This window comes from Bacillus infantis (assembly GCF_020171945.1).
GTDB classification, from domain to species: domain Bacteria; phylum Bacillota; class Bacilli; order Bacillales; family Cytobacillaceae; genus Bacillus_AB; species Bacillus_AB infantis_A.
On sequence record NZ_JAIVAP010000009.1, the window covers coordinates 34,765 to 59,706 of the forward strand.

The following is a 24,942-nucleotide window of genomic DNA, read 5'->3' on the forward strand; positions in this document are numbered from 1 at the left end:
TGTAGAAAAGGATAGATCTTTTGCCTTTACATTGTTATAATGAAAAGCACAGATTAATTAGTAAGGAAGGATAGCATGATTAACATTAACAATCAATTCCTCAATTTAAGAGAATTTAATAAATATTTAACTTGTAATTCGACTGAATTTCTAAATTATATGCCCGCTAATATAGAGCCATTTATCGACCTAATTGTTACTTCACCTCCTTATTGGGACATGAAGCAGTATGGAGATGTGGAACAAACTGGTTTTCATCAATCTTACGAAGAATATTTGAATGATATTCAACAAACATTTGATACTCTTTATAAACTATCGAAAGATACAGCCACACTGTATGTTAATAGTGATACTCTTAAGCGGAATGGACGGATAATTAGATTACCTGATGACATCGCCAATCGATTAGAAGAGGTTGGTTGGATCCATCAAGATGTAATCATTTGGGACAAAGGAAAAACCCTTCCCTGGTCACGAAAAGGTCAGATGAGAAACACATTCGAGTATATTCACATGTTTACTAAATCCAAAAATTACAAATATTATATTGAACGGGTGAAAACAGTAGATGAATTAAAGGAATGGTGGGTTGATTATCCCGAAAGATACAGTCCTGAAGGAAAAGTACCAGATAATATTTGGGAATACATCATACCTACACAAGGTAGCTGGGGAACCAAGAAAGACTTTGGGGATAAAGAGTTTAAACATGCTTGCCCTTTCCCTCCTGAAATGATGGCTAGAATAATTAAACTATCATCTGATGAAGGTGATGTTGTGTTTGATCCATACGCAGGGACAGGAACCCTATTGGCTACTGCCGAAAAACTTAACAGAAAATATTTAGGTCTGGACACAAATCCAGAGTACAAACAAATTTTTGAGCATGTTACCAAGCCTCTTATTGATAGCAAAATAAATGAAATTAATTACTATTATCAGGAACAAGATAGATTAAAAAGCCTTCTTCAAGAAGCAATATATAAATTAAGGGTATTAAAGTTTCCTAAAGCCCTGATTAAATTTCTGAATAAATCAGAAAATTTATTACCTATTAAAGCAGCTTTAGCGATCAATATAGAAATGAGTAATGAAGAAAATGAAGTTAAGCATAAAATAGGAAAAGCCTCCTACTATTTAGTAACTGAAGCTGAACTTACAGAAGAAATGGATTATTCTTTAAAGGATATTATTAGCAAAGCCCCATTTTCTAAATACGGGCTCATTACTAATGTGAAATTCGTTACTCCAGATGAAGCAACAATAATAATAAACTCCTTAAGCGCTAACCTAAATTTATACACTAAAGGTAATATCAATGATACTTTCGGTCAAGTTACACCTGAAGAGGCTAAGAGAATTATAGAAGAAGGAGTTCTAAATCATAGACATACTGACAAGGATATACCACCAATCTTTAGTAATATCCAAATAAGGTTGGATGACTATAATGAAATCCCTAAAGAAAAGTATATAAAAAGGGGTTATCTTTATTGATAACTCCTAGATTACCCAACTGTATTTTATTTTTCAGGGTGAACATTTAAAATGTATTTTAATATTTTCCTAAATACCGGCGACTTAGTTGATAGGTATGCTAAAGGCTATGTCATTTTATCTAAAATGTATAAATCGGACTCTTTACAAACTACCATAAATGAAAAATATAGTCGGTAAAAGCCTCAGCAACGCGCTCCATTCATGATTTGCTTCAACTTAAAGAAGCATATCTTATCATTGTAGATGACTTAATGTATGTGACTATGGATCAACAGGAAGCCAAATTATTCTTTCATCTTATCAACGACTTGTATAAACGAAGTTCAATCATTCCTTACATCGAACAAAGGACCTGAACGGATGGGGAAAGTTGATGGGAAACAAAGGACTAACAACAGCCATATTAGACCGGTTGCTTCATAAAGTTGAAGTGATTCATTTAAACGGAGAAAGTTATCGAATTACAAATCGGAGAACAATTTTTGAAGCACAAAGTGTTCAAACTTAATGAGCTAAAACTGTTCAAAATTACTTTACAGTTACAAGAATATTAGGATAGTTAAGGATTTATAAATCGGGAAATTTGTAATGTATGTTTAATTATCTTTTAAAAGAAATTGGATTCAAATTGAAAGAATACAGAAAAAGGCAATAAAAATAGATACCAAAGCTTTAAGCTTGCAGTCCCGGCTGCAGCTTATTTTTGATTCTATATTGCTACAGAAATAATGGAGATACTCTTTGGCAGTCAGCCTACCGTATACCCCTCTTTCCCCGCCATAGACAAAATTGATCTTATCCTGGATTTTCCGGCTTTCAGAAACCACATCAAAGCCGAATACTTTTGCACTGCCGGCAGATGGCAGCAGCAGTGTCGTCAATATCTTAATCGTCGTTGTCTTGCCTGCTCCATTTGGGCCAAGAAGACCAAACACCTCTCCCTTGTAGACCTCAAAAGAAATATCGTGAACTGCCTTTTTACTACCCTCTTTCATTTTATACAGCCTTGATAGGCTCTCAACTTCAATTACCCTTTCCAAATTCATCCTCCCACCTTATCACCTGATAAATTTCACCATATCCTTACCGGAAATCTATATGGAATTTTAAATTTTCTAATTATTACACCGGAGGATAAGTTGGGAAAATAAAAAGGCCTTTTGAAAGGTTTTTTTCGTATACAGTATTGCTCTGTTCAACCGTTACTTATTTGGAAGCAGCATTTTGAACATGAAATAACTTCAAGTACAAAATTCAGTCTAAATCAAGTAAAATATCCACTAGAGGCATTTATACATGGGGGTAAAAAAATGAGCGTATTATATGTAAAAGATCTAAGCCACGGCTTTGGTGATCGGGCGATTTTTAATGATGTGTCTTTTCGTCTTTTAAAAGGTGAACATGTTGGACTGGTTGGGGCAAATGGTGAGGGTAAGTCTACTTTCATGAATATTGTAACTGGCAAGCTGCAGCCTGATGAGGGCAAAGTGGAGTGGTCACGGAAAGTTCGTGTTGGTTATTTAGATCAGAATTCTGTACTTCAAAAAGGGACGACGATGCGAGAGGCTTTGAGTACTGCTTTTCAATATCTATTTGATGCTGAAGCAGAGATCAATGAACTTTATGGCAAAATGGGTGATGAAGGTGCTGATATCGAGGCACTGCTTGCTGAAGTTGGCGAGCTGCAGGAAACGTTGGATAGTAACGATTTCTATCAGATTAACTCAAAAGTTGAGGAAGTTGCGCGTGGTCTGGGATTAGATGACGTCGGACTGGATCGGGATGTAGATGATCTCAGCGGTGGTCAGCGTACGAAAGTTCTGCTGGCTAAGCTTTTGCTGGAAAAACCTGAAATCCTGTTGCTGGATGAGCCTACGAACTATTTGGATGAACAGCATATCGAATGGCTGAAGCGCTATTTACAGGAATATGAAAATGCCTTTATCCTGATTTCACATGATATTCCATTCTTGAACAGTGTGGTTAACTTGATCTATCATATGGAAAACCAGGAATTGAATCGCTATGTTGGTGACTATGATAACTTCTTAAATATACATGAAATGAAGAAGCAGCAGCTGGAGTCTGCTTACAAGCGTCAGCAGCAGGAAATTGCTGGTTTAAAGGACTTTGTCGCCCGTAACAAAGCAAATGTCGCGACTCGCAATATGGCGATGTCCCGCCAGAAGAAGCTCGACAAAATGGAAGTGATTGAGTTGGGGAGAGAAAAGCCGAAGCCGGAATTTCATTTCAAAGAAGCCCGTGCAGCCAGCCGCTGGATTTTCACAGCTGAAGATCTTGTTATTGGATACGATGAACCACTGTCCCGCCCGCTGAATTTAAAAATGGAACGCGGACAAAAAATTGCCTTCGTAGGTGCAAACGGTATTGGTAAGTCTACTCTTTTAAAAAGCATTCTTGGGCTGGTTAATCCGATTTCGGGTAAAGTCGAACGCGGTGAATATCAACACCTCGGTTATTTCGAGCAAGAGGTGAAAGAGGCCAACTATAACACTTGTATCGAAGAAATCTGGAGCGAATTCCCAAGCCTGAATCAGGCTGAAGTCCGCGCTGCACTTGCAAAATGCGGATTAACAACCAAGCATATAGAAAGTAAAGTCGAAGTCCTATCCGGCGGCGAAAAAGCCAAAGTCCGCCTGTGCAAAATTTTAAACACAGAAACGAATTTACTCATCCTAGATGAGCCTACCAACCACCTGGATGTCGACGCAAAAGAAGAACTAAAGCGTGCTCTAAAAGCCTATCGCGGAAGTATATTAATGGTATCCCACGAACCTGACTTCTATCGTGAAATTGCGACAGATATTTGGAATTGTGAGGATTGGACTACGAAGGTGTTTTGATTATTTTTGGGGTATCTTATGAAATTATATTGCTCACTTAGGTACCTCTTTTTTGCTAAAAAGCATTTTTCATTCCTTTCATTATTTTGACAAAAGCCCATCCAAACTAATTGTTTGAATGGGCTTTTTATTTCAATATTAATTTAAAGACACTGTATTTACTAAACCTCATTTATGTATGATACGGTTCACTGCAATGAGCCTATATGAGGTTTTATATAATTTACTAAGAACAATAGTAAATTAGTAACCTTTCTTAATTTCCTGAGTCCTTTAGATATTCTACCTTTACTACACACTCAAAATCATAAAAAGGAATACCATTATCCATTATTATATAATGTGTCTGTTCTGATGAATCTGGATCATATAAATATTCATAAATCTTTCCATAAGTTAAATTTGGATCACTTTTATCAATCACTTTTACATGCGTAGCCTCTTCCTGTCTACAATAAACATAATTCTCTCCGTTTTTTTCTAAGCGATTGATTCTATCTTCTAACTCATTAATCTTATCTTGTTGTGCTTCAATTAGACTTATTAACTCCTCATGTCCGTTGCTAACTGAATATTTTTGGAATTCCTTTCGTTCTAATCCTGTTCGTTCATCAGTGATAAGGATTTTAATTTCCATGCTTTTACCTACTACTTCTTCTACTGTTTTAGAAATCAATAGCTTATAGCGTGCATCAAGCCATTCAGCTTGAAAATTATTTTCAGCCTTCACAAAAACAACATTGTTTTTACATTCTGCTGTAGTATTTACTAGCCAAGTCTCAAAACTTGGTCTAGAAAGTTTTTTACTAAGGCTATTTAAAACTTCTGACCATAATTCCATTTACAACATCCCCTTAAAATTATTTTTTAGAAGTCCATTTTTCCCACAGTTCTTGCCAGACAGGATTCAACTTAATCATTAAAACCCAGTTGGAAGCTGTAGCGACAATCAGTAGTGGTGTTGGATTAATTTTGAAGAATAGAAAAGCCAGGATAATAGAGATCGTCATTCCAATTGTTGCAGCAATGAGCAGTACATAAATTTTAAATAAGATGTCCATAATATTGTTACCTCTAATCTACAATTAGGCTATTTTGATAGGTGCATCTTCAATTATAATCATGTATCTTTATAATAAGTTACCTGTTACAAATATTCGTAACAATCTTATTTCATCTTTAAAATAGTTGGGCATATGTAGTTGACACGAAGCATTAAGATGCTATTTGCAATATAAGTAACATCTTTAATCAACTTTATTACTACAAATAAATTATTTTGAGGAATTTCCAAACGAGTTAGTTTTGTCTTCATCGTAAGGGATAAAAAGAAACTGACAGCGAAGTTAATAATAAATCCCGCTGTATAACCGTTTTCTTTGTATGTCTTGTAAAAACAAAATTATAATCTAACCAAAACTTCCTCCTTAACACATCTATTATAATATAAAAAGTTTGTAGAGGTTTTCCCAAAGTATAGAGGTCAATTCACCATTCCTTTCACCCAGTTTAAGAAATCTTCAACTACTCCATGTGGATTACGCTCACAATCGGAAGTACAATACGGTCTAGTAAAAATTCCATGATCTTGGTAAAACCTAGTATCATTAGCATCATTCTCGGGTGTATGAGTGTGATTATTCAACAGATTCATATAAAAAGCTTGCCCCTGAATAATAACAATAAAGTCAGGTTCTTTGCTTTTGTTACATACAACCGCTCTCGAATTAGGGAAAAACAATACCCCTGCCTCTTTTAATGCATTATAAATTCTCACTTCAGGTCGAGAACGGAGAAGCACACTATCAACTAAATACATGTTATAGTTTTTTGAGGTTTTAAAACTTGCATTATTATCACTCTTATTCAACATTAATAAGTTTTTTGAGGAATTTTTATTAAAAATATACACCTTTATACCATCAATATAATCTACAGAGTCAGCAAAATCTTCAATACTTTCACATCCTTCTAATAATTCTAAATCAATGTAAGGAGTTATACGATTTTCAAAATTGAATGTATTAAAATTTCCTTCTTGTTTATTTTGATAAGAACTATTAATTCCTTTTTCAAATTCCCATTGCTGAGCATTGTCCATGCCATTTCCAAACTGCTCTACCTGATGATGACCATTTGGTTCTTCCCCAAATGAATTCCATTGCTGAGTATTATTCACGCCATTTCCAAACTGCTCTACCTGATGATGACCATTTGGTTCTCCCCCAAATGGGTTCCATTGCTGAGTATTATTCATGCCATTTCCAAACTGCTCTACCTGATGATTACCGTTTGGTTCTCCCCCAAATGGATTCCATTGCTGAGTATTATTCATGCCATTTCCAAACTGCTCTACCTGATGATTACCATTTGGGTCTTCCCCAAATGAATTCCATTGCTGAGTATTATTCATGCCATTTCCAAACTGCTCTACCTGATGATGACCATTTGGGTCTCCCCCAAATGGGTTCCATTGCTGAGTATTATTCATGCCATTTCCAAACTGCTCTACCTGATGATGACCATTTGGGTCTCCCCCAAATGGGTTCCCTTGATTACTGTTTTGTAAATTAAAATTGTTCTTATGTTTTTTATTAAACCATTCCATTTAAATACCCCCTAAGTTATTTTTAAAAAACGGAAACATAAACTCATAATGGTAACTAGTTACCGATTAGGTTAAAGTTGACGGGTGTCTTTTTTTTTACTATACTGCAAGGTAGGAATAGCGTCAACATCTTTTTAAAATTTTAAAGGTGGGAATTTAATGGATACTATGAACAATAAAATAGAATTTGGTGAAAGGTTGAAAATGGCCAGGTCAGTAAATAATTTAAAATTAGATGAAGTAGCTAGTCAGTTAGGTACAACCAAAAGTGCTTTGTCCCGATATGAATCTGGCGATAGAACACCTGATCATAATATTATAAAGAAGTTATCTTCCATATATAAGGTTTCGACTGACTTTCTAATTTCAGGATCTTATTACACTTATTTGCAGATGCCAGGACAGCTTATGCTTGATTTTGAATCGGGTAAAACCAAAGAAATAACCAAAGAAGAACATGATATATCGCGTAAACTTTTAATTGAAAAGGTAAAAAAGGTAGCATCAGCGGAAGTAGAACAGCTCGATTCTACAACTTTAATTAATCTTTTGGATTTAGATGGTGACCATTTAAGAGTTATTGCTCATATTTCTCATCAAAGTTATCATCTTAAACATTCAATAAAGCGTTTAACTGATTTACCCACTCACTATTTAGATGAATTAGCAAATATTATTGATAAGAAATAAACCCTAAATAGTTAATTAAAATCTATAACTATGGTTTTCAATTCCTTAATAGATAAAGTAGAAAACAGCCTAATAATTTTTATAGGCTGTTTCTTTAATATCGCTAAAATAAAAGTTGACCACTCTAGCGGTTTACGCTAACCAAAAAGTTGACCACCCTTAACACTGGAGGTTATCGCTGCAAGAAATACTTATTTAATAATGAAGAGAATACAGTAGCATATTTTCTCTATTAAATTAAATAGTAGAAATCCTCAGTAAAAAAACAGGCCCCCTCCTCAGGAACCTGCTCCACTCCTCAATACCAATTCACTTACCACTTCAACATGCGCCGTCTGCGGAAACATATCCACCGGCTGCATATACTCCACTCTATACTCTGGATCCAGCACCGCAATATCCTTCGCCAATGTCGACGGATTACATGACACATAAACAACCTTCTTAGGCTTCACCTTCAAAATCGTTTTCAGCAGCGCCTGGTCAAGGCCAGTCCTTGGCGGATCTACCACAATCACGTCCGGTCTCCAGCCTTCTTTCATCCATTTCGGAAGCAGGACTTCGGCTTTGCCGGTTTCGTATTTGGCGTGTTTGATGTTGTTGCGGGCGGCGTTTTTCTTGGCGTCCTGGATGGATTCCGGGATGATGTCCATGCCGCGGATTTCGCCTGCCTGGCCGGCGAGCCAGAGGCCGATGGTGCCTACGCCGCAGTAAGCGTCTGCGACTTTTTCTTTGCCTGTGAGGCTGGCGGCTTTTTTGACTTCGTTATAGAGCTTGACGGTCTGCTCGGGGTTGAGCTGGAAGAAGGTCCGGGCGGACAGCTCGAATGAGAGGTCGCCGAGTGTTTCCTGGATGTATTCTTCCCCGTGCATATGGCGCGTTTCTTTTCCGAAGATCAGGGATGTTTTTTCGCCGTTGATGTTTTGCATGATTGATTTGACCTGCGGCAGCCTTTTGGTGATTTCAGTGATGAGCTGCTCTTTTTTCGGCAGGTCTTTGGTTGATGTGATGATGACGATCTGGAGCTCGCCGCTCTGGATGCCGGTCCGGGCCATGATGGTGCGGACGGTTCCTTTTTTCGTCTTTTCGTTGTAGACAGAGATGCCTATTTTGTTCATGACCTTTTTGACAACACCGATCGCTTTGTTGGTGTGCGGATGCTGCACGACGCATTGCGGGATGTTGATCAGGTTATGGGAGTTGAGTCCATAGAGGCCGGCGATGATTTTTCCATCCTCCTGGCCCACCTGGAAGGCCGCTTTGTTGCGGTAGTTCCACGGATCCTCCATGCCGATTGTGTCGCGGATATCGAGCCCTGCAACCGGAAGCTTCGTATGGCGTTCGAGCGCCTGGATGACGATGTCGCGCTTTTCCTGCAGCTGCCGGTCATAGCGGAGATGCTGCAGCTGGCAGCCGCCGCACAGCTCGTAGACCGGGCATGGCGCCTGGACGCGGTACTCGGATTCTTTGCGGATCGTTTTGATTTTGGCTTCGGCGAACTTCGGGCTCACCTTTGTGGCTTCGACGACGACCTCTTCGCCAGGCAGCGCACCTGGTACAAAGACGACCTGTCTTTTAAAATAGCCGACGCCCTCGCCATTGATGCCGAGCCGCTTGATTGTGAGCGGGAAGGTCTGCTTTTCTTGTATTTTCACGGTTTGTTCGTTTTTCATCGTGCTGCTTCACTCCATTTATTCAATACTTCGCCACAGATACAGGGAAGCATAGGTTAGATAAGGATCCCAACTGAGCATATATTCGTCCATCTGCTCCTGGGTCGGTTTTGCTTCAAGTTGATATAATTTCTTCAGGGCATTTTGCAGCCCGATGTCTGCCTTCGGGAAAAGGTTCTGGCGGCCGAGTCCAAACATCAGGAAGTTCTGGACCGTCCATGGGCCGATGCCGCGGATTTTGATGAGCTTTTTCATGATCACTTCATCAGTCTCTTCTGCCAGCTCCTCAAGGTTCAGCCTTCCCTCGGTGATTTCCTTTGAGAGGCCAATAGCGTACTCGGCCTTCCTGCCGCTGAACTGGAGCTCGCGGAGCTGTTCCACGGTCAGGGCGGCCACTGTTTCGGGGCGCGGGTAGAACCAGACGCCGTCTTTTTGGAAGCCGAATGTCTCCACAAATCGCTTGGTCAGCGTGAAGGCAAAGGACAGGTTGAGCTGCTGGTGGATGATGCATTTCAGCAGGCAGCCGTACGAATCGAAATCCAGCACAACCGGTGTGCCGTAATGCTCGTCAAAAATCGCCTTCAGCTCTGTCCCCTGGAAATGGGTATGGATATCCTCGAGCGGGATATGCCATTGAAAGATCTGCGCCAGTCGCTCTTCCGCTTTTTCTTTATGTTTTCCCTCTATGCCGTTTATGATGAATTCAGGATGCTCAGTGGTTCCGGCCGCTACAACCTCGGCAGCGATCGGTTCATTTTCAATCATCAAAGGAACCTTCACGCTCCGCTTTTCCTTGTCAACAGCATGAAGCGGATCAAGCGAAAGCCTGTCCAGTACAAGATCAAAGTTATAAGGTCCTTTCATTTGAAAAATAGCCAACTCTCATCCATCCCTTGTGTTTTTACCTTATTATAACACCGGGAAGCATGCTGCTCCCAAGAAACAAGCCCAAATCCGTTGCGATTTGGGCAGGTGTCTAGTACAGCATATCATGTTCGAACGCTTTATTCATCTCCAATTGATCAAGGCTTTTGAACGTATAGCCCCTTTTCTTCAGATCCTGGATCGCTTTTTCCAGCGCATCGGCATTGTCCTTTGAGACGGTATGCAGCAGCAGGATGCAGCCGGGGTGGATCTGCTTCATGATGTTGTTATAGGAATATTCCCAGCCCTTTTGTGCGTTCGTATGCCAGTCGACGAAGGCGAGCGACCAGAATACATGGGTATAGCCCTGCTTTTTCGCAAGGTCGAGTGTGCGCTCACTGAAAACGCCGCGCGGCGGCCTCAGGTACGCCATCTGCTTGATGCCTGTCAGCTCCTCCGTCTTGGCACGGACCATCTCCAGCTCCTTTGCCAGCTTCTCATCGCTGATCCGCGTCATATCCGGGTGGTGCCAGGAGTGGTTGCCGACAATATGGCCTTCCTTCGCCATCCGCTTGACAAGGTCCGGGGCGCTGTTCAAATAATGGCCAGTCACGAAAAAGGCGGCCGGCACCTGTTCTTTTTTCAATACATCAAGAACCTTCTCGGTATAGCCATTTTCATAGCCGTTATCGAATGTCAGGTAAATATCCTTTTTGGTTGTATCGCCTTTATAATAAGACCCATACCGCTCCAGCAGATCATCGAGCGGCTTGCCCGCCTCTGCCGGCACTTCATCCTTTGCCTTCTGGAAGCCCCAGTGGATCGGTGAATTGGCGGTCCCTGCATGGGCCGAAGCACTCCCGGCAAAAAAAAGCACAATGGCCATCGCAAGCTGCTTCCAATATCTCATCCCATTTCCTCCTTCAAACCTTTTAGCTTTAGTGTTTGTGAAAATGGGCGGGAGCATTCTGTCAAACATTAGAAAAAAGCGGGAAGCACATAGCTCCCCGCTTTTGTTTTCTTATTAGTAAACCCGTTCCTTGAATTGGGACAGTTTTTCGAGTGAAGACTTATCCACATCCTGGTGGAGGCTGTTGCCGTGTGAGTCCATCGTTACGACGGCTGTGAAGCCTTCAACCTTCAGATGCCACATCGCTTCCGGAATGCCGAATTCCATCAGGTCGACGCCTTCGACTTTTTTAATGCAGTCTGCATAATACTGGGCTGCGCCGCCGATGGCGTTCAGATAAACGCCGCCATGCTCCTGGAGGGCTGCCAGTGTTTTCGGCCCCATACCGCCTTTTCCGATAACGGCGCGGATGCCGAATTTTTTCATAATATCACCCTGGTAAGGCTCCTCGCGGATGCTTGTAGTCGGCCCTGCCGCTTTGACATGCCATTCTCCTGCCTCGTCCTTCATCATAACCGGACCGCAGTGGTAGATCACCTGGCCATTGAGGTCGATCGGTGCATCATGGTCCATCAGATGGTGGTGGATCGCGTCACGGCCTGTGTACATCATTCCGTTGATCTGCACCACATCGCCGACATTGAGAGCGCGGATCTGCTCTTCCGTGATCGGCGCCTGCAGCGTCACCACTTGCTGAGCGGTTTCTTCTACAGCAGCCGCTGTTTCAAGCTCGGCTTCTGTTGGTGCGAAGTCGATCTTCTCGCCTTCCTGGTACATCCACTCATTGATCTCGCCTGTCGCAGGTGAAATGCTGATGCCGAGACGGCGGAATGCCCAGCAGTTGTACGCTACTGACACGAAGAAGCTGGCCGGGATGCGGTTCATGACACCGATTTTGCAGCCGAGCAGCGTGGTTTCGCCGCCGAAGCCCATTGTGCCTATGCCAAGCTTGTTGGCATTTTCGAGTATATATTCTTCCACCTTCTGCAGGTCAGGATGCGGGTTCACATCATCCACGGAACGGAACAGCTGCTCTTTGGCAAGGTCATAGCCTGAAGAGCGGTCGCCGCCGATGCCGACGCCGATGAAGCCGGCGCTGCAGCCCTGTCCCTGTGCCTGGTACACAGAATGCAGGATGCACTTGCGGATGCCGTCCAGATCGCGGCCCGCGCGGCCCAGCCCGTCCAGATCGCATGGAAGGCTGTACTGGATATTTTTATTTTCACAGCCGCCGCCCTTTAAGATCAGGCGCGCGTCGATATAATCTTTTTCCCACTGCTCAAACTTGATGACCGGCGTGCCGGCGCCAAGATTGTCGCCGCTGTTGTCTCCTGTCAGCGAATCAACAGAGTTCGGGCGCAGCTTCCCGTTTTTCGTCGCAAGCGCAATCGCATTCTTGATCGCTTCCTTGATTTCCAGCTGGTTCACACCGACCGGCGTCTTGATTTTAAAAGTCGGCAATCCTGTATCCTGGCAGATCGGCGATACATTATCGTCCGCCATCTTAATATTATTTGTAATCGTCCCAAGGCTCATCGCCGAACGAGTGCCGGCACTTTCGCGCTCCTTCGCACTCTTGATCGCGCGGCGCACATCCTTCGGCAGGTTCGTAGAAGTCTCCACAATCAACCTGTACATGCTTTCCTGTAATGTCTCGAAATTCACAGCAAGATCCCCTTCCCTTTCGTTCCCCTCAAAAATCTTCTGTTTCTGTACGAATTTTCACGATTTTATTATACTCCTATCCTTTGGTGATTTAAAGGGGGAGGTGAAATCGGTTACAGAAGGGCGGTTTGGTGGGAGGCGGGGTGTGGTGCTGGGGCGATATTTGCGAGTTTTTGGGGATATTTGCGGGATTTCTGTTTTATTTGCGAGTTTCAGGATATATTTGCGGCTTTTCATTTTTATTTGCGAGTTTCGGTTTTTATTTGCGACCTCGAATATTACGCGGCCCTCCGGCTTCTATTAGCAGCACTTCGCGTAAAATGCTCACCTTTTCACAACCACCGCCCCCAAAAACAAAAAGAGCCCTCAAACCAGGGCTCCCTCCTACTCTTCACGGTTATTGAATTCGCGGCATTTAGATTCCAGCTCGTCGATCATTTCGATCAAACGGTCGATGTCTTCAAGCTCTGCTTCTTCCGGATCTATCGCATCCAGGACATCCATGAACATATTCAAGCGGTGCTTCAGGAATGTTACCTGCTGGTTTTTATCTTGTATTGGACTGCCCAAAGCAATCTCTCCTTTCAAACCGGTGCCCATCACAGGCATCCGAAATGCTCTTTTTACTTTACCGGAAATATCGATTTTTCGCAAATGCTGACGGTTTTTAGTATATCCCAAAAAGGTTAGATGTTTCAGCGGACGAGCCGGGAGGAAAAGGTTAATAAAAGACTGCTGGGAGGTATATGATGTTTTTTAACAGCTGGGATAATATATACAGAACGGTGATCGTCGGGATATGCAGCTATATTCTGCTCATTCTCGTGCTGCGTGTGTCAGGGAAGCGGACACTGTCGAAGATGAATGCCTTCGACCTGGTCGTGACGGTCGCACTAGGTTCAACGCTCGCCACGATCCTTTTGAATAAAAAAGTGGCACTGGCTGAAGGGTTCGTTGCCTTCTGCGTCCTCATCGGCCTTCAATATCTGGTGGCCTGGACCTCCATCCATAGCAAGACCGTGAGCAAGCTGATCAAATCGAATCCAACGCTTTTATATTATAAAGGCAGCTATCTTCACCATGAAATGAAGAAGGAGCGTGTCCTGGAGGTGGAAATCCTCCAGGCGGCAAGGAGCCAGGGCCTTTCCTCGCTCGAAAAAGCAGAAGCGGTTGTGCTCGAGTCCGACGGATCTTTTTCGGTCATTAAAAAGTCGGATAAAGAAGGATCCTCCACCTTGCAGAACATCGATAAAAAATAACAGCAAAACAGGCTGCCGGGAAAGGCAGCCTGTTTTTTTATTATTCCAGCCCGACTGCTTTCCCCTCGCGGCTCGAATCGGCCGCACCGTAAAGCTTGCCTGCTTCTTTATCAATTAGAATGGCCTGGACATTCCCGATCCGGCTGGGGTTGTCCCCGAATTCATAGCCGCGGGATTCCAATTCGCCCTTTGCTTCCATACTGATTCCCGGCTCCCATTCAACAAGCGGGCCGGTGCTCGCAAAGATGCGCGGCTCTTCAATCGCATCCTTCAGATCCATGCCAAAGTCAATGACATTGACGATGGTCTGGAAGACAGAGCCGATAATGGTCGGCCCGCCCGGTGACCCGAGTGTGAGGACCGGTTCACCGTCCTTGAAAAGGATGGTCGGGCTTTTGCAGCTGACCGGACGCTTTTCAGGCTCCACTTCATTGATGCCGCCAGGATTGGCATCAAAGTCTGTGAGCTCATTGTTCAGCATAAAGCCGTGGTCCGGTACGAAGATGCCTGAACCGAATGGATGCTCAACCGTTGAGGTGACTGCGGCAATATTGCCCCACTGGTCGCGGACGGTGAAATGGGTTGTTTCGCTTTTTTCCAGATCATCAGGCTGGCGGACAACTTTGTTCGGCTCGCCGTCATCATATTTCCACGGATTGCCGAAGTCGACCGCGTCATTTCTTCTTTCAAAATTGAACAGCTTCTGGCGTTCTTTTATATAGTCATCATCAAGAAGGCCTTTGATCGGCATATCCTCAAACTCAGGATCGGTGTTGTAAGCGATTTTATCGGAAAAAGCAATCCGCATCGCTTCTGTGAACAAGTAATATTTTTCCCATGATTTCGGCCCGTATTGGCTAAGGTCGAATTTTTCAAGAAGCTTCAGAATCTGGATCACTGTCAGTCCTCCGGCACTTGGAGGGGCTGAAGAGGCAATCTTATAGCCGCGGTATTCGCCCCAGATCGGTTCATCGATTGTCACGCGGTAATTTTTCAAGTCATCCAGGGTCATGAACCCGTCGAGGTCATCCAATGCCTTGATGATGGCTTCGGCAATTTCTCCTTCATAAAAGGCCTCGACCCCTTTTTCCTGCAGGATCCTGAATGTGTTGGCCAGCTTCTTTTTCACAAGGATGTCGCCTTCCTTCAGGGCTTTTCCTTCAGGCATGAAGAAATCCTTGGCATGCTGGCCGAGGCGGTAGTGGAAATTCTCGAGCGCTTCTGCAAGCACCCAGTTGACTTCGATTCCTTCCTCCGCAATTTCGATCGCCGGCTGGATAAGATCGGCAAGCTTCATTGTTCCATGTGCTTTAAGTGCTTCATCCATCGCCTTCAGGATGCCGGGAACCCCGACAGCTGTCGCATGTGTGCTCCGTTCACGGAACGGGATGACCTCATCATTTTCATCGAGGAACATTTTCGGATGGGCAGCTTTTGGCGCTCTTGTGTGGCCGTCGTAGATTTTGACATCCTTCTTCTCATTATCATAGACCATCATAAAGCCGCTGCCGCCGATGCCTGTCATCATTGGCTCAACGACATTGAGGGCAAATTGAATGGCGATGACGGCATCGACTGCGTTTCCGCCTTCTTTCAAAATCCTTTCGCCGATATCGGCTGCCACATGGTGAGGCGCCGCTACCATCGCTTTCGTTCCTTCTGCGCTTTCCCTTTCATGCGAGACTTTTTCATCCTCCGCTGTCATGTTCTTTCCTTTGCGAAACATCATACATATTCCTCCAGTTCAATGGTTATCTGCTTGTTGGGTAGTACCAATCAATACCCCTTCTTTTCCGGGCTGAAACGATGGCGGAGAGCAAAAGCTTTTCCAGCCTGCCCAAATATTGTCTAAACACACAAAAAGGCAGCACCCGGAATGGATGCCGCCTTTGATGGTTATATTAAAGGTTTTTGCTGTTCTTTTGAGTGGATGGAGTTGCAGTCGCAGTGCTCTTGCTGGAATCACTTGAGAATGCAGTGGTTTCATTTGAGCCAGTGCTTGAATTGTTTGACTTGCTGCTGTTAGTGCTGTTGTTTGAGCTGCTGTTTGAAGATGATGATGAGCTGTCAGAGCTGTTTGAAGAGCTTGAGCTGTCAGATGAGCCTGAACCGCCCACTGGGCTTTCAACCAGTTCAGAGCCGGCATCTTTTACCTTGCTGCCGATATCCATCAGATCGTCCTTTGCGTCCATGAGACCGCTTTTCGCGTCTTGGAAGTTAGACTTCGCATCGCCTGACATGCCCTTAAACTCATTCACTTTTCCGAATACGTCATTATTAACGCGCTCGTACAGTTTCTGGGCATCGCTGATCGCTTCTTTCAATGTCGATGATGCAGACTTGAATTGGCTGATCATATTATCCTTGGCTTCGCCTGGATTTTCCTTGACTTCATTGAACATTTTCATGGAAGAATCCTTCAGGTCAGTCGCAGTGCCCATCACTTTGTTGCGAGTCGAAGTATCAAGCAGGGCAAGGGCGCCGCCGACAATTCCTCCAAGCACGATCCCTTTCAGGAGCTTGCTGTTGTCATTCGTTGAACCATAGTGGCTGCTTGAACTTGAATATTCGGATTTCATGGCTGGAGAATCAGGGCTGATGCCTGAAGAATCAGAGCTCATGCCTGAAGAATCAGAACTCATAGTTGTAGAGCCTGTGTTGTAAGTCGAAGTTGTACCTGTGCTAGTCATTGTGCCTGCGCTTGATCCAGTTCCCGGTACAGATACACCCGCTGTGGTTCCAGTGGTTTCCGAATTCGAATTGGTATTATCATATTGCTGTGCCATCTTGCATTCCTCCTCTTGATTTATGCTATCATTACTAAGTTATTTCCCATTCTGAGAGATTCATAAACTATGATTTTGCAGAGTGGCACAAAAAATCATTGACATAGGCTTCAAGGCATAGTAATGATTAAGGACATTTTAAAAGGAGTTTTACCGCATGATTATTGAAAAAACAAAGATTACACCGAAGCATGATCCATGGGAAGCTTATATGGATATGGAACAATATAACAAGCTGACTTTAACCAATATTGAGTTTACGACCACAGTCCTTTGCAATATGAGATGCGAGCACTGTGCCGTCGGTTATACACTCCAGCCGAAGGACCCGAACGCCCTGCCCCTCCCCCTGCTTCTCAAGCGGCTTGAGGAAATCCCTGCCCTCCGCTCGATCAGCATCACAGGCGGAGAACCGATGCTTTCGAAAAAATCGGTAGAAAACTATGTGCTGCCTCTTCTCAAATATGCATCAGAGCGCGGAGTCCGCACCCAGATCAACAGCAATCTGACACTTGATATGGACAGATACGAAATGATCTCCCCTTACCTGGATGTGCTGCATATTTCCCATAACTGGGGAACAGAAGAGGACTTCATCGAAGGCGGCTTCGCCATGATGGAGCGGAAGCCGACAAGAGAGCAGCGCGTGCGGCTATTCCACCGCATGATCGAAAACAGCCGCGCCCTGGTGGATGCAGGTGTCATGGTGTCTGCGGAAACGATGCTCAATAAACGGACCCTCCCCTATCTGGAAAGCATACATAAACAGATTACAGAGGAAATGAAATGCCAGCGCCATGAAATTCACCCTATGTATCCATCAGACTTCGCTTCATCACTGGAAACTCTGAATCTTGATGAAGTCAGGGCTGCGATCCACCACCTTCTTGATGTAAGGGACGAAAACACCTGGATGCTGTTCGGCACCCTGCCGTTTTATCCGTGCAGCACCAAGGACGAAGACCTGGAGCTCCTGAAGCGCTTGTACAGCAGTAAAAATGTCACCGTCCGGAATGACCCTGACGGCCGCTCACGCCTCAACGTCAATATTTTCACAGGCGATGTGATCGTGACCGACTTCGGCGACACCCCGGCGCTCGGCAATATCCAGAGGGACGCCCTGCCTGACATCTTCGACAGCTGGCAGGAAACAAAGCTCGCAGGCGAACTCAACTGCCACTGCCCGGCCGTCAAATGCCTTGGCCCGAATGTATTGGTGAAAAACAGTTATTATCAGGATGTTGATTTTCAGAAGAACAGTTCGCGGATATAATGTGAAACTTTTCCAGGGAGCCGAACGTATGAATAGTAAGACATACTTGGGAGGCCTCTTATGGTTGATCGTATGGTTGACGCATATCTGCTTATTGTTTTCATGATCCCTGTCTATGCTTTGCTGCTGTGGACTTATTTTAACGCTGAGGAAAGTATTCTCTGGGGGAAGCGATGGATGTATAGTGAAGAACCTGAAGTTTCCGAAGCTGCGATCCGCTATACTAAATTTGCTTCATTGTTTATGATGATTGCACTGCCTGTATTTATATTGCTCATGACACTGGATATCGGGCCTTTCCGATTGGGTGTGGTGATTCTTCCGGTCATTTTTATCATTGGGGCCTTACGGATTTATACAGATGAAAAGGATTGAAAAAAGCTCAGAGCAGTGTGTTCTGAGCTTTTTTTTCTTTCATATTAGAATCAATTCTTCTTTTCGCTGAACTCCACCCGGCAGCTGCCTTTAGTGCTATCGCCAACTAAATTAATGCCATGAATCCTGCTTGCGGCAACTGCTGTGAAAGTTCCCTGTCCGCTTTCTTTAAGTGTTTTGCTCCAGATGATTTTTCTTCCATCATTCCATATTAAATAATACATAGACTTAAAATTGGAAAAATTTTATAATTAGAATTGGGTTCCCCTCTCCTATTTTAGAGAGGAGTTTCTGTTATCTTATAGGCTGTCAGGAGTGGATACTATGTTTATTTCAGTAACAAGGCTCCATCTAAGAGGCAAAAGAAAACTGCCGGAATTTTTCCTGCATACACTCAGATCATCACGGCAATTAAAAAAAGCGCCAGGGTTAAAATTCTCTTCTTTTAACAAAGAAGGCTGGACTACGTTCTGGACCCTGACGGTTTGGGAAAATAAAGAGATGATGAGGAACTACCGCAATGCCGGCCATCATTTAGAAGCTATGAAAGCATCCCGAAAATTAGCAGATGAGCTGGAATATATCCATTGGGAATCAGAAAATATCCCTGCTTGGGATGAGTGTAAAAGATTACTGCATGCTGAGTATGGGAGAGGCTAAATAACCAGCCCATTCGGCAGCTCACAGCGGTCTCTTCTGATATTGCCGAAGGGGCTTTTATGCAGGTATTCGGACTTTAACGTTTTCCACTTTTCCATAATAAATCTACTCCAGTTCTGCTTTAATCAAAGAAAGAAGCATCAGGCCCTGGGTCTATCAGATCCCGGCTCACTACCACCGCCACATTCCCCTTCTTATGCCCATCATCAACATACCGATGGGCATCAACTATTTCATCTAACTTATAGCTTCGGTCAATTTTCACCTTAAGCTTTCCCGCTTCCGCCATTTCTCCCAAATAGTCTAAGGCTTCAGCTGTTTCAGGCGCATTGCGGCTCAGCAGTATTTTCGTGCCGCCCTTCCATTTAGCCCACAGCATTTGCGCGCTGGGGAGCGGCTCTGTGACATTTATATAGGTGCCGCCCTTTTTCAGCCATTTCATGCAATCTTTAAAGGAACTTTTGTTTACCGCTTCGAAAATGACGTCGTAGGCACCGTCCACCACTGGGAGGTTCCCTGAACGATAATCCAGGACACTGCCGGCCCCAAGAGATTTTACCCATTCAAGATTTTGACCGCTGCAGACAGCATCAACCTCTGCCCCCAAGTGCTTGGCAATCTGTACCGCATAGCTGCCGACACTGCCGGAAGCCCCGTACACCAATACCTTCTGGCCCTTCCGGACATTGGCTCTCTGCAGAAAATACAAAGCTGTCCGTGCGCCAATCGGAATGGCCGCGGCTTCTTCAAACGTGATATTGGCAGGTTTGATTGACACAGGCCCGTCCTCCCGGAGGCAAATATATTCAGCATAAGCGCCGAAATTCTCCAGTGAAGCGGCAAAAACCGAATCGCCTGCCTTGAATTTCTTTACATTCCTCCCGACTGCCTCCACTTCCCCGGCAAGCTCCGCTCCCAATATCGCTTTCTTCGGCTGCCGGAGTCCGAGGGCCAGGCGCGCGGGCAGCACCACTGAACGGGGCACTGTAAAGCTCCGCGCCCGGATATCCGCTGCTGTGACCGTTGTCGCCATTATCTTGATCAGGATCCCATGTTCTTTTGGGACCGGCTTTTCAATTTCTTTCAGCTGAAGGACTTCTGGAGGTCCGTACTTTTTATATACAATTGCCTTCATATCTCCACCTCTGATTCATTAGTCCATAATATATACGGACTTTCCGGCAGAAATAGTCCTTCCGTCCGGCTCTATCCATTTTAAAAATAGCTGTGAATATTTTTTTATATCATGCTAGCATCAAAGACAGTACAGGAAAGGGAGGAGAATGTAAGATGGATTTCAAAACTGAAATGGTGCCTGAATACCGAATCGCCTATGTACGTCAGACCGGACCTTATGGACCTGCCAACCAGCATGTGATGGAGGAGTTGAAACTGTGGGCAAAAGAAAACAGTCTGCTGGACGAAGCCGCCATCATACTCGGAATTTCCCATGATAATCCGCAGACAGTGCCGCCTGAAAGCTGCCGATATGACGCCTGCATTGTCATACCCGAGGAATTTAAAATGGACGCATCACTGAAAGAAGGTAAATTCCCTGGCGGAGAATACGCTGTTTTCCAGGTCCAGCATACAGAAGAAGAGATTCAGAAACTCTGGGCAGAAATCCTTCCAACTCTCCATAACCTCGGATTCCAGCTCGATAACAGGCCAGCTTTTGAAAGGTATATCGGTGCGATGCTATTGAATCATCAGTGCGAGGTATGCCTTCCAGTCAAAGAACTGTAGCCTGGTGCACGAAAGGACGGGAATTCCTCCCGTCCCGGTTCTTCTATGTAGAAATAGCAGTCCCTGCGGTTGATACAGCTACTCAACCGCATCCTGCAGATTCTCAGCAATAATGAATAGTCTCATCACCGCCAATAGTTCCATCCCGGTCAGGAAATACTGCCTCTACCTTCACTCCCCAGCCTTCTCATACCGCGAATGGCTGTCTGTCACACCCTTCAGCACAAACCCGATTTTTTGATAATATTGGTTCAGCTTCTCATTGTCACCCACACAGTCGAGCCTCAGCGGTGTGCCGCTGTATTTCCTGCAGATCCAGCTCACTGCTTTTTCCCCAAGCCCATTCCCCATGCTGTCAGGATGAACGGCAAGCCTGTGCAGATAGATGGCTCCGTCCGCTTCCCCATCCCAAATATGCCGGTCCCAGCCTGATGGCCCTTCATAAAGGGTAAAGGTCGCCTTCACCCTGCCTTTATCGCACAGCACATAGGTTTCGCGGTCATGGATCGCCTGCTTGATTTCCCCATCCTCACCGCCGCCGAGCAGGAAGCTCCATTGACTGATATCCTTATCCTTCAGCCATTGGGCCGCCCCTTTCAGCACCTCGAACACCTCTTCAGTATCTGCTTTTTCCGCTAATCTGATTTCCATTTATACCAGCTCCTTTGGTTTGCTTACTACTTCGCTAGGGACCTTTCATTTTCCTTTTTCAGGAAAGTGTTTTTTCGACAGAAGAGGTTGGGAAAAAAATTGCGGATCGTGTGCCTGACAAAAAAGCAGTTTCTTCCCCGCCCAGCTATAAAAGAGCGGACATTCCAGGACCCGACTGAGGGAATCATTGACAGGTTGAAAAATAAGCGGAGAAATTCCCTCTAATTTTGAAAAAACGCTAAAAGTGGCTCAAATAGAGGGAGAAATTCCGGCTATCGACTCAAAAAACAGGAAAATGGGCAGTTTCGCTCCTCATAACGGGAAATTCTCCACTTATTTACACCCGCCCGTGACATATTCAGCAGCATAAGCGGAAAATCTCCGCTTATTTTAAAGGCTTGCCGGCCATTCAAATGAGGATGCGATACCATAATATGATTAAAAGCATTCTTTACAAAAAGAGCCTCCCCGCCAAGGAAGGCTCCTCCTGTTATTCTTTTGTAAAATCAATTGTGCTCCTGACCGTGTCGATCGGACGGACAAGCTTCTCAATCTGCTCGCGCTTGTTTTCAAGAAATGGCGGCAATGACAGCTTTTCGCCCAGTGTTTCATATGGCTCGTCGCCCATGAAGCCTGGTCCGTCTGTCGCAAATTCGAACAGAATCTGCGGTGCGACCCGTGCATATAGGGACTGGAAGAAAAAGCGGTCCACAAAGCCGGATGTCTGGAAGCCGAACTGCGGCAGGCGCTCGGTCCATTCATCCAATACAGCCCGGTCCTCGACGCAGAATGCCGCGTGGTGGACAGTTCCAAATCCCTGCACGGCCTGCGGCAGGACAGCGTTATGCTCAACAACCACCTGGGCGCCATTTCCGCCTTCCCCGACCTCAAACAGATGGAATGCGCCCTCCTGTCCAATTTCCTTGAAGAGCAGGACTTTTTCCATCATTTCTTTAAAATAATCAAAGTTCGCGATGCGGACAAAAATCGGCCCGAGACCTGTGATTGCATGCTCCAGTGGAATCGGCCCCTTCTGCCAAGGAGAGCCGGAAGCAACACCAGAATTATTTTCATCGGAAATCAATTGATATTGCTGGTCATCAAAGTCTGCGAATGACAGCGTCTTTTTCCCAAATTGCTCTTTAATGCCGGTATGCTTCACATCAAGGCGGTCAAAGCGCGCCACCCAATAATCCAGTGCTGCGTCATTCGGCACCCGGAAGGATGTTTTTGAAATTTCATTTGTGCCGTGCCTTCCTTTAGGGATGCCGGGAAAATCGAAGAAAGTCATATCAGTGCCCGGGCTGCCTTTGTCGTCGGCGAAAAACAGATGGTATGTCTGGATATCATCCTGGTTGACGGTTTTCTTGACCAGCCTCATCCCAAGGACAAAAGTGAAAAATTCATAATTCTTTTCCGCGCTGCTTGTGATTGCAGTGACATGGTGTATACCTTTTAAATGGTTCATCATGTTCCTCCATAGTTAAGACTTTTTTATCAATACCCGTAAGAGGGCTAAATTTATCTCGAATTCAAGATAATATTATTATAAATGGCCGCCCTCTTTTTATGCAAGGAATGTCTCTTCCTATAGAAAAAGCACCGGCTGCAAGAGCCGGCGCTAAGATTAACGCGGTCGTTCTGATGCCATGAACCCGAAGGAAATATGGTCCTGGACAGGAATCCAGGCGCCGATTCCCTGGGAGGTGACATTCTTGATGACAAGCAGTCTTTTGCTTCCCTTCAGCATCAGATACACCTCGCCATAAGTGACTTTTCCCTTTTCATTGACGGCAGGTGCATAGCCGTACAGATAGCCGAGACGCTTTGGCGGGATATTATAGATCTGATCCTTTTTCGTCCCGGCGCCGACCACTGTTTCGAAAGCGAGCGGCAGCTTGGATTTTTCCATCGCCTTCAGGAGCATCATTTTCTGGACATCCTGGGCTTTCGGGATTTTGGCTGTCAGGGCTCCCCTTACGACCTTCTGGGCTTCCTGGACATAGTGGATCTGATAAGGCGCTTTTCCGCCCCTGTTATCAAAATAATTCGTGTTGATTTTCTGATATTCCCAGTTTGGCGCCGTTTCTGTGCTTTCGTAATTGAGCGGCCACTGCCCAAGATAGACGATGGCCCTGTAGCCGAATGCAAACGGCGTGCTATTGACAGAAGACTCGTTCAGCATCCTGATCAAATCCGGGTTTTCAATCTTGATCTTGGACGTATCAAGCAGCGACTGTGTCAGCTCGCTCGGCTGCAGTGTCGGCTGGTCCTGCACCGGGTTGGGATACGTATTTTCCTTCGTGATATTCAGGACAGAACTGGGGATCGGAATGCTCAGCTGCTGCTTTTGCTCGGTCTTGTCCTGCTTTTTCTCTGCTCCGGCATCGGGCAAAAAAGAAAGCATGGCAAGAAGAGTTATAATTAGAACGGATACATACTTTCTCATGATGTGGAACTCCTTTCAAATGCTTGTATCTGCTCTTAGTTTTTTCGGAGTTCCCCTGATTTATCCTAAGTGCCGGAAAATCTTTTTAGCAGCTGCTGGCAGTAAGGAAAGAATAATTGGATGAATGGTCCGATCAGGACAGCGATGACGATGGTCCCTGCACCGACTGGCCCATGGAAGAGCATGGCCAAAAACAGCGCTCCCGCTTCCCCGATGGTTTTCGCCATCATCAGGCTCACCCCGAACCGCTCTTTGATGGCCATCATAAAATGGTCGATCGGATTGAGGGGAAACTCTGCCTGCAAATACATGGACGCCCCCAATCCAATAAGCGCAAGCCCAAGAATCAGCGCCGTGATTTGAAAATAGACATTCAGTATGTATACGCCGGAAAATACCCGCAATATCCAAAAGTCGACCATAAAGCCAATGAGGCATACAGTCAATAGCGCGAGATACTCCGGCTTGGCTTTTAGAAGCCAGGCATTGACCATCATCAGGATGATGCCGATGATGATGACCCAGCTCCCGATCGTGAGCCCGGCGGTCCTGGCCAGGCCTGCATTCAGCGCATCCCAGGGACCCGCCCCGAGATTGGATAGGATTGCCATACAGATGCCCAAAGTCAGAATGACCAGGCCCGCCACATAAAAAATAACCCTTACAAGCAGCTTCATAATTCACTCCCCCAACTGTTACACAATTGTAAAAATCTGAATATTTACATTTTTATAAAAATAATCTATAATTACCTTAACAACAGCAAAGGAGGGCTGAAGGAATCGCTTCTATCACAGCAAAGGAGGCTAAACACTCATTATTATCCATTTGTTCATGAAGAGCTTGTCCAACAAGACATGAAAGCGGGTGATAGATGCAGGTAGAGTTAAGCGATTGATTTCCGTCTTTTACAACATATTCGTCCAAAAGGATACTTATGATAGAAAAAGCAAGTCCAATAGAAGC

The 24,942-nt window shown here is 44.7% G+C and carries 25 protein-coding genes and 1 pseudogene; 9 read left to right on the plus strand and 17 right to left on the minus strand.

Translation table 11 applies throughout. From position 1 onward, the window contains the following. Nucleotides 1-75 precede the first annotated feature (75 nt). Both LCM00_RS13640 and LCM00_RS13645 read left to right on the plus strand, forming a co-directional pair. Nucleotides 76-1,500, plus strand: a complete 1,425-nt coding sequence (locus LCM00_RS13640; RefSeq protein WP_224902887.1) for a DNA-methyltransferase — start codon at nucleotides 76-78, stop codon at nucleotides 1,498-1,500. A gap of 215 nt (nucleotides 1,501-1,715) precedes the next feature. Beyond that, a pseudogene (locus LCM00_RS13645) lies at nucleotides 1,716-2,011 on the plus strand (ATP-binding protein); the annotation flags it as partial. Nucleotides 2,012-2,126: 115 nt separating this feature from the next. Here the strand turns inward: LCM00_RS13645 and LCM00_RS24670 are convergent. Next, a complete protein-coding gene (locus LCM00_RS24670; protein ID WP_263623358.1) occupies nucleotides 2,127-2,543 on the minus strand; it encodes an ATP-binding cassette domain-containing protein in 417 nt (138 codons plus the stop codon). A gap of 270 nt (nucleotides 2,544-2,813) precedes the next feature. On the opposite strand from LCM00_RS24670, the gene LCM00_RS13655 reads away from it, so the two are divergent. Further along, nucleotides 2,814-4,367 carry an ABC-F family ATP-binding cassette domain-containing protein gene (locus LCM00_RS13655; protein ID WP_148973543.1) on the plus strand — a complete coding sequence of 518 codons (1,554 nt, stop codon included), beginning with the start codon at nucleotides 2,814-2,816 and terminating at the stop codon, nucleotides 4,365-4,367. A 256-nt stretch (nucleotides 4,368-4,623) separates the two neighbouring features. On the opposite strand, the gene LCM00_RS13660 is transcribed toward LCM00_RS13655, so the two are convergent. The 3 genes from LCM00_RS13660 to LCM00_RS13670 all read right to left on the minus strand — a co-directional run bounded on the left by LCM00_RS13660 (nucleotide 4,624) and on the right by LCM00_RS13670 (nucleotide 6,975). Next, nucleotides 4,624-5,208 (minus strand): DnaA N-terminal domain-containing protein, encoded by a 585-nt coding sequence (locus LCM00_RS13660; RefSeq protein ID WP_224902890.1) that lies wholly within the window; start codon nucleotides 5,206-5,208, stop codon nucleotides 4,624-4,626. A 19-nt stretch (nucleotides 5,209-5,227) separates the two neighbouring features. Further along, nucleotides 5,228-5,428 carry a hypothetical protein gene (locus LCM00_RS13665; protein ID WP_224902893.1) on the minus strand — a complete coding sequence of 67 codons (201 nt, stop codon included), beginning with the start codon at nucleotides 5,426-5,428 and terminating at the stop codon, nucleotides 5,228-5,230. Between the two features lie 422 nt (nucleotides 5,429-5,850). Beyond that, nucleotides 5,851-6,975, minus strand: a complete 1,125-nt coding sequence (locus LCM00_RS13670; protein WP_224902896.1) for a hypothetical protein — start codon at nucleotides 6,973-6,975, stop codon at nucleotides 5,851-5,853. 159 nt (nucleotides 6,976-7,134) lie between these two features. Here LCM00_RS13670 and LCM00_RS13675 point away from each other — a divergent pair, with 159 nt between their 5' ends. Continuing rightward, nucleotides 7,135-7,665: a helix-turn-helix domain-containing protein gene (locus LCM00_RS13675; protein WP_224902899.1), complete on the plus strand. Its 531-nt coding sequence runs from the start codon at nucleotides 7,135-7,137 to the stop codon at nucleotides 7,663-7,665. A 278-nt stretch (nucleotides 7,666-7,943) separates the two neighbouring features. Here the strand turns inward: LCM00_RS13675 and rlmD are convergent, their stop codons facing one another. The 5 genes from rlmD to LCM00_RS13700 form a co-directional block, all read right to left on the minus strand. Next, a complete protein-coding gene (rlmD, locus tag LCM00_RS13680; protein ID WP_224902902.1) occupies nucleotides 7,944-9,338 on the minus strand; it encodes a 23S rRNA (uracil(1939)-C(5))-methyltransferase RlmD in 1,395 nt (464 codons plus the stop codon). 18 nt (nucleotides 9,339-9,356) lie between these two features. Further along, nucleotides 9,357-10,202 carry a DNA-3-methyladenine glycosylase family protein gene (locus LCM00_RS13685; RefSeq protein ID WP_224903257.1) on the minus strand — a complete coding sequence of 282 codons (846 nt, stop codon included), beginning with the start codon at nucleotides 10,200-10,202 and terminating at the stop codon, nucleotides 9,357-9,359. 112 nt (nucleotides 10,203-10,314) lie between these two features. Next, complete coding sequence (gene pdaA, locus LCM00_RS13690; RefSeq protein ID WP_224902905.1) at nucleotides 10,315-11,112, minus strand: delta-lactam-biosynthetic de-N-acetylase; 798 nt, start codon at nucleotides 11,110-11,112, stop codon at nucleotides 10,315-10,317. 114 nt (nucleotides 11,113-11,226) lie between these two features. Then, nucleotides 11,227-12,750 carry a fumarate hydratase gene (locus tag LCM00_RS13695; RefSeq protein WP_224903260.1) on the minus strand — a complete coding sequence of 508 codons (1,524 nt, stop codon included), beginning with the start codon at nucleotides 12,748-12,750 and terminating at the stop codon, nucleotides 11,227-11,229. A 411-nt stretch (nucleotides 12,751-13,161) separates the two neighbouring features. Continuing rightward, nucleotides 13,162-13,347, minus strand: a complete 186-nt coding sequence (locus LCM00_RS13700; protein WP_224902908.1) for an SE1561 family protein — start codon at nucleotides 13,345-13,347, stop codon at nucleotides 13,162-13,164. A 179-nt stretch (nucleotides 13,348-13,526) separates the two neighbouring features. Here LCM00_RS13700 and LCM00_RS13705 point away from each other — a divergent pair, with 179 nt between their 5' ends. Continuing rightward, nucleotides 13,527-14,036: a DUF421 domain-containing protein gene (locus LCM00_RS13705; RefSeq protein WP_318247615.1), complete on the plus strand. Its 510-nt coding sequence runs from the start codon at nucleotides 13,527-13,529 to the stop codon at nucleotides 14,034-14,036. 40 nt (nucleotides 14,037-14,076) lie between these two features. Here LCM00_RS13705 and ggt read toward each other — a convergent pair whose 3' ends face one another. Both ggt and LCM00_RS13715 read right to left on the minus strand, forming a co-directional pair. Continuing rightward, nucleotides 14,077-15,765, minus strand: a complete 1,689-nt coding sequence (gene ggt, locus LCM00_RS13710) for a gamma-glutamyltransferase (RefSeq protein WP_224902912.1) — start codon at nucleotides 15,763-15,765, stop codon at nucleotides 14,077-14,079. Between the two features lie 172 nt (nucleotides 15,766-15,937). Beyond that, on the minus strand, nucleotides 15,938-16,822 hold the full coding sequence (locus LCM00_RS13715) for a hypothetical protein (protein ID WP_224902915.1): 885 nt from the start codon (nucleotides 16,820-16,822) through the stop codon (nucleotides 15,938-15,940). Between the two features lie 157 nt (nucleotides 16,823-16,979). Between LCM00_RS13715 and yfkAB the strand changes: the two genes are divergently transcribed. After that, nucleotides 16,980-18,095 carry a radical SAM/CxCxxxxC motif protein YfkAB gene (gene yfkAB, locus LCM00_RS13720; protein WP_224902918.1) on the plus strand — a complete coding sequence of 372 codons (1,116 nt, stop codon included), beginning with the start codon at nucleotides 16,980-16,982 and terminating at the stop codon, nucleotides 18,093-18,095. A gap of 60 nt (nucleotides 18,096-18,155) precedes the next feature. Then, nucleotides 18,156-18,470 carry a hypothetical protein gene (locus LCM00_RS13725; RefSeq protein WP_224902921.1) on the plus strand — a complete coding sequence of 105 codons (315 nt, stop codon included), beginning with the start codon at nucleotides 18,156-18,158 and terminating at the stop codon, nucleotides 18,468-18,470. A gap of 50 nt (nucleotides 18,471-18,520) precedes the next feature. On the opposite strand, the gene LCM00_RS13730 is transcribed toward LCM00_RS13725, so the two are convergent. Then, nucleotides 18,521-18,694 carry a hypothetical protein gene (locus tag LCM00_RS13730; RefSeq protein ID WP_224902924.1) on the minus strand — a complete coding sequence of 58 codons (174 nt, stop codon included), beginning with the start codon at nucleotides 18,692-18,694 and terminating at the stop codon, nucleotides 18,521-18,523. Between the two features lie 100 nt (nucleotides 18,695-18,794). Between LCM00_RS13730 and LCM00_RS13735 the strand changes: the two genes are divergently transcribed. Continuing rightward, nucleotides 18,795-19,130 carry a hypothetical protein gene (locus LCM00_RS13735; RefSeq protein WP_224902927.1) on the plus strand — a complete coding sequence of 112 codons (336 nt, stop codon included), beginning with the start codon at nucleotides 18,795-18,797 and terminating at the stop codon, nucleotides 19,128-19,130. A 121-nt stretch (nucleotides 19,131-19,251) separates the two neighbouring features. Here LCM00_RS13735 and LCM00_RS13740 read toward each other — a convergent pair whose 3' ends face one another. Then, on the minus strand, nucleotides 19,252-20,265 hold the full coding sequence (locus tag LCM00_RS13740) for an NAD(P)-dependent alcohol dehydrogenase (RefSeq protein WP_224902931.1): 1,014 nt from the start codon (nucleotides 20,263-20,265) through the stop codon (nucleotides 19,252-19,254). Between the two features lie 155 nt (nucleotides 20,266-20,420). Here LCM00_RS13740 and LCM00_RS13745 point away from each other — a divergent pair, with 155 nt between their 5' ends. Then, nucleotides 20,421-20,876, plus strand: coding sequence for an AraC family transcriptional regulator (locus tag LCM00_RS13745; RefSeq protein WP_224902934.1), 456 nt, complete (start codon nucleotides 20,421-20,423; stop codon nucleotides 20,874-20,876). Between the two features lie 171 nt (nucleotides 20,877-21,047). On the opposite strand, the gene LCM00_RS13750 is transcribed toward LCM00_RS13745, so the two are convergent. The 4 genes from LCM00_RS13750 to LCM00_RS13765 all read right to left on the minus strand — a co-directional run bounded on the left by LCM00_RS13750 (nucleotide 21,048) and on the right by LCM00_RS13765 (nucleotide 24,653). Continuing rightward, a complete protein-coding gene (locus LCM00_RS13750; RefSeq protein ID WP_224902937.1) occupies nucleotides 21,048-21,527 on the minus strand; it encodes a GNAT family N-acetyltransferase in 480 nt (159 codons plus the stop codon). 490 nt (nucleotides 21,528-22,017) lie between these two features. Then, nucleotides 22,018-22,995 (minus strand): ring-cleaving dioxygenase, encoded by a 978-nt coding sequence (locus tag LCM00_RS13755; RefSeq protein ID WP_224902940.1) that lies wholly within the window; start codon nucleotides 22,993-22,995, stop codon nucleotides 22,018-22,020. 159 nt (nucleotides 22,996-23,154) lie between these two features. Beyond that, on the minus strand, nucleotides 23,155-23,976 hold the full coding sequence (locus tag LCM00_RS13760; protein WP_224902943.1) for a YfkD famly protein: 822 nt from the start codon (nucleotides 23,974-23,976) through the stop codon (nucleotides 23,155-23,157). Between the two features lie 65 nt (nucleotides 23,977-24,041). Then, nucleotides 24,042-24,653 (minus strand): YczE/YyaS/YitT family protein, encoded by a 612-nt coding sequence (locus LCM00_RS13765; RefSeq protein WP_224902947.1) that lies wholly within the window; start codon nucleotides 24,651-24,653, stop codon nucleotides 24,042-24,044. Between the last annotated feature and the right edge of the window lie 289 nt (nucleotides 24,654-24,942).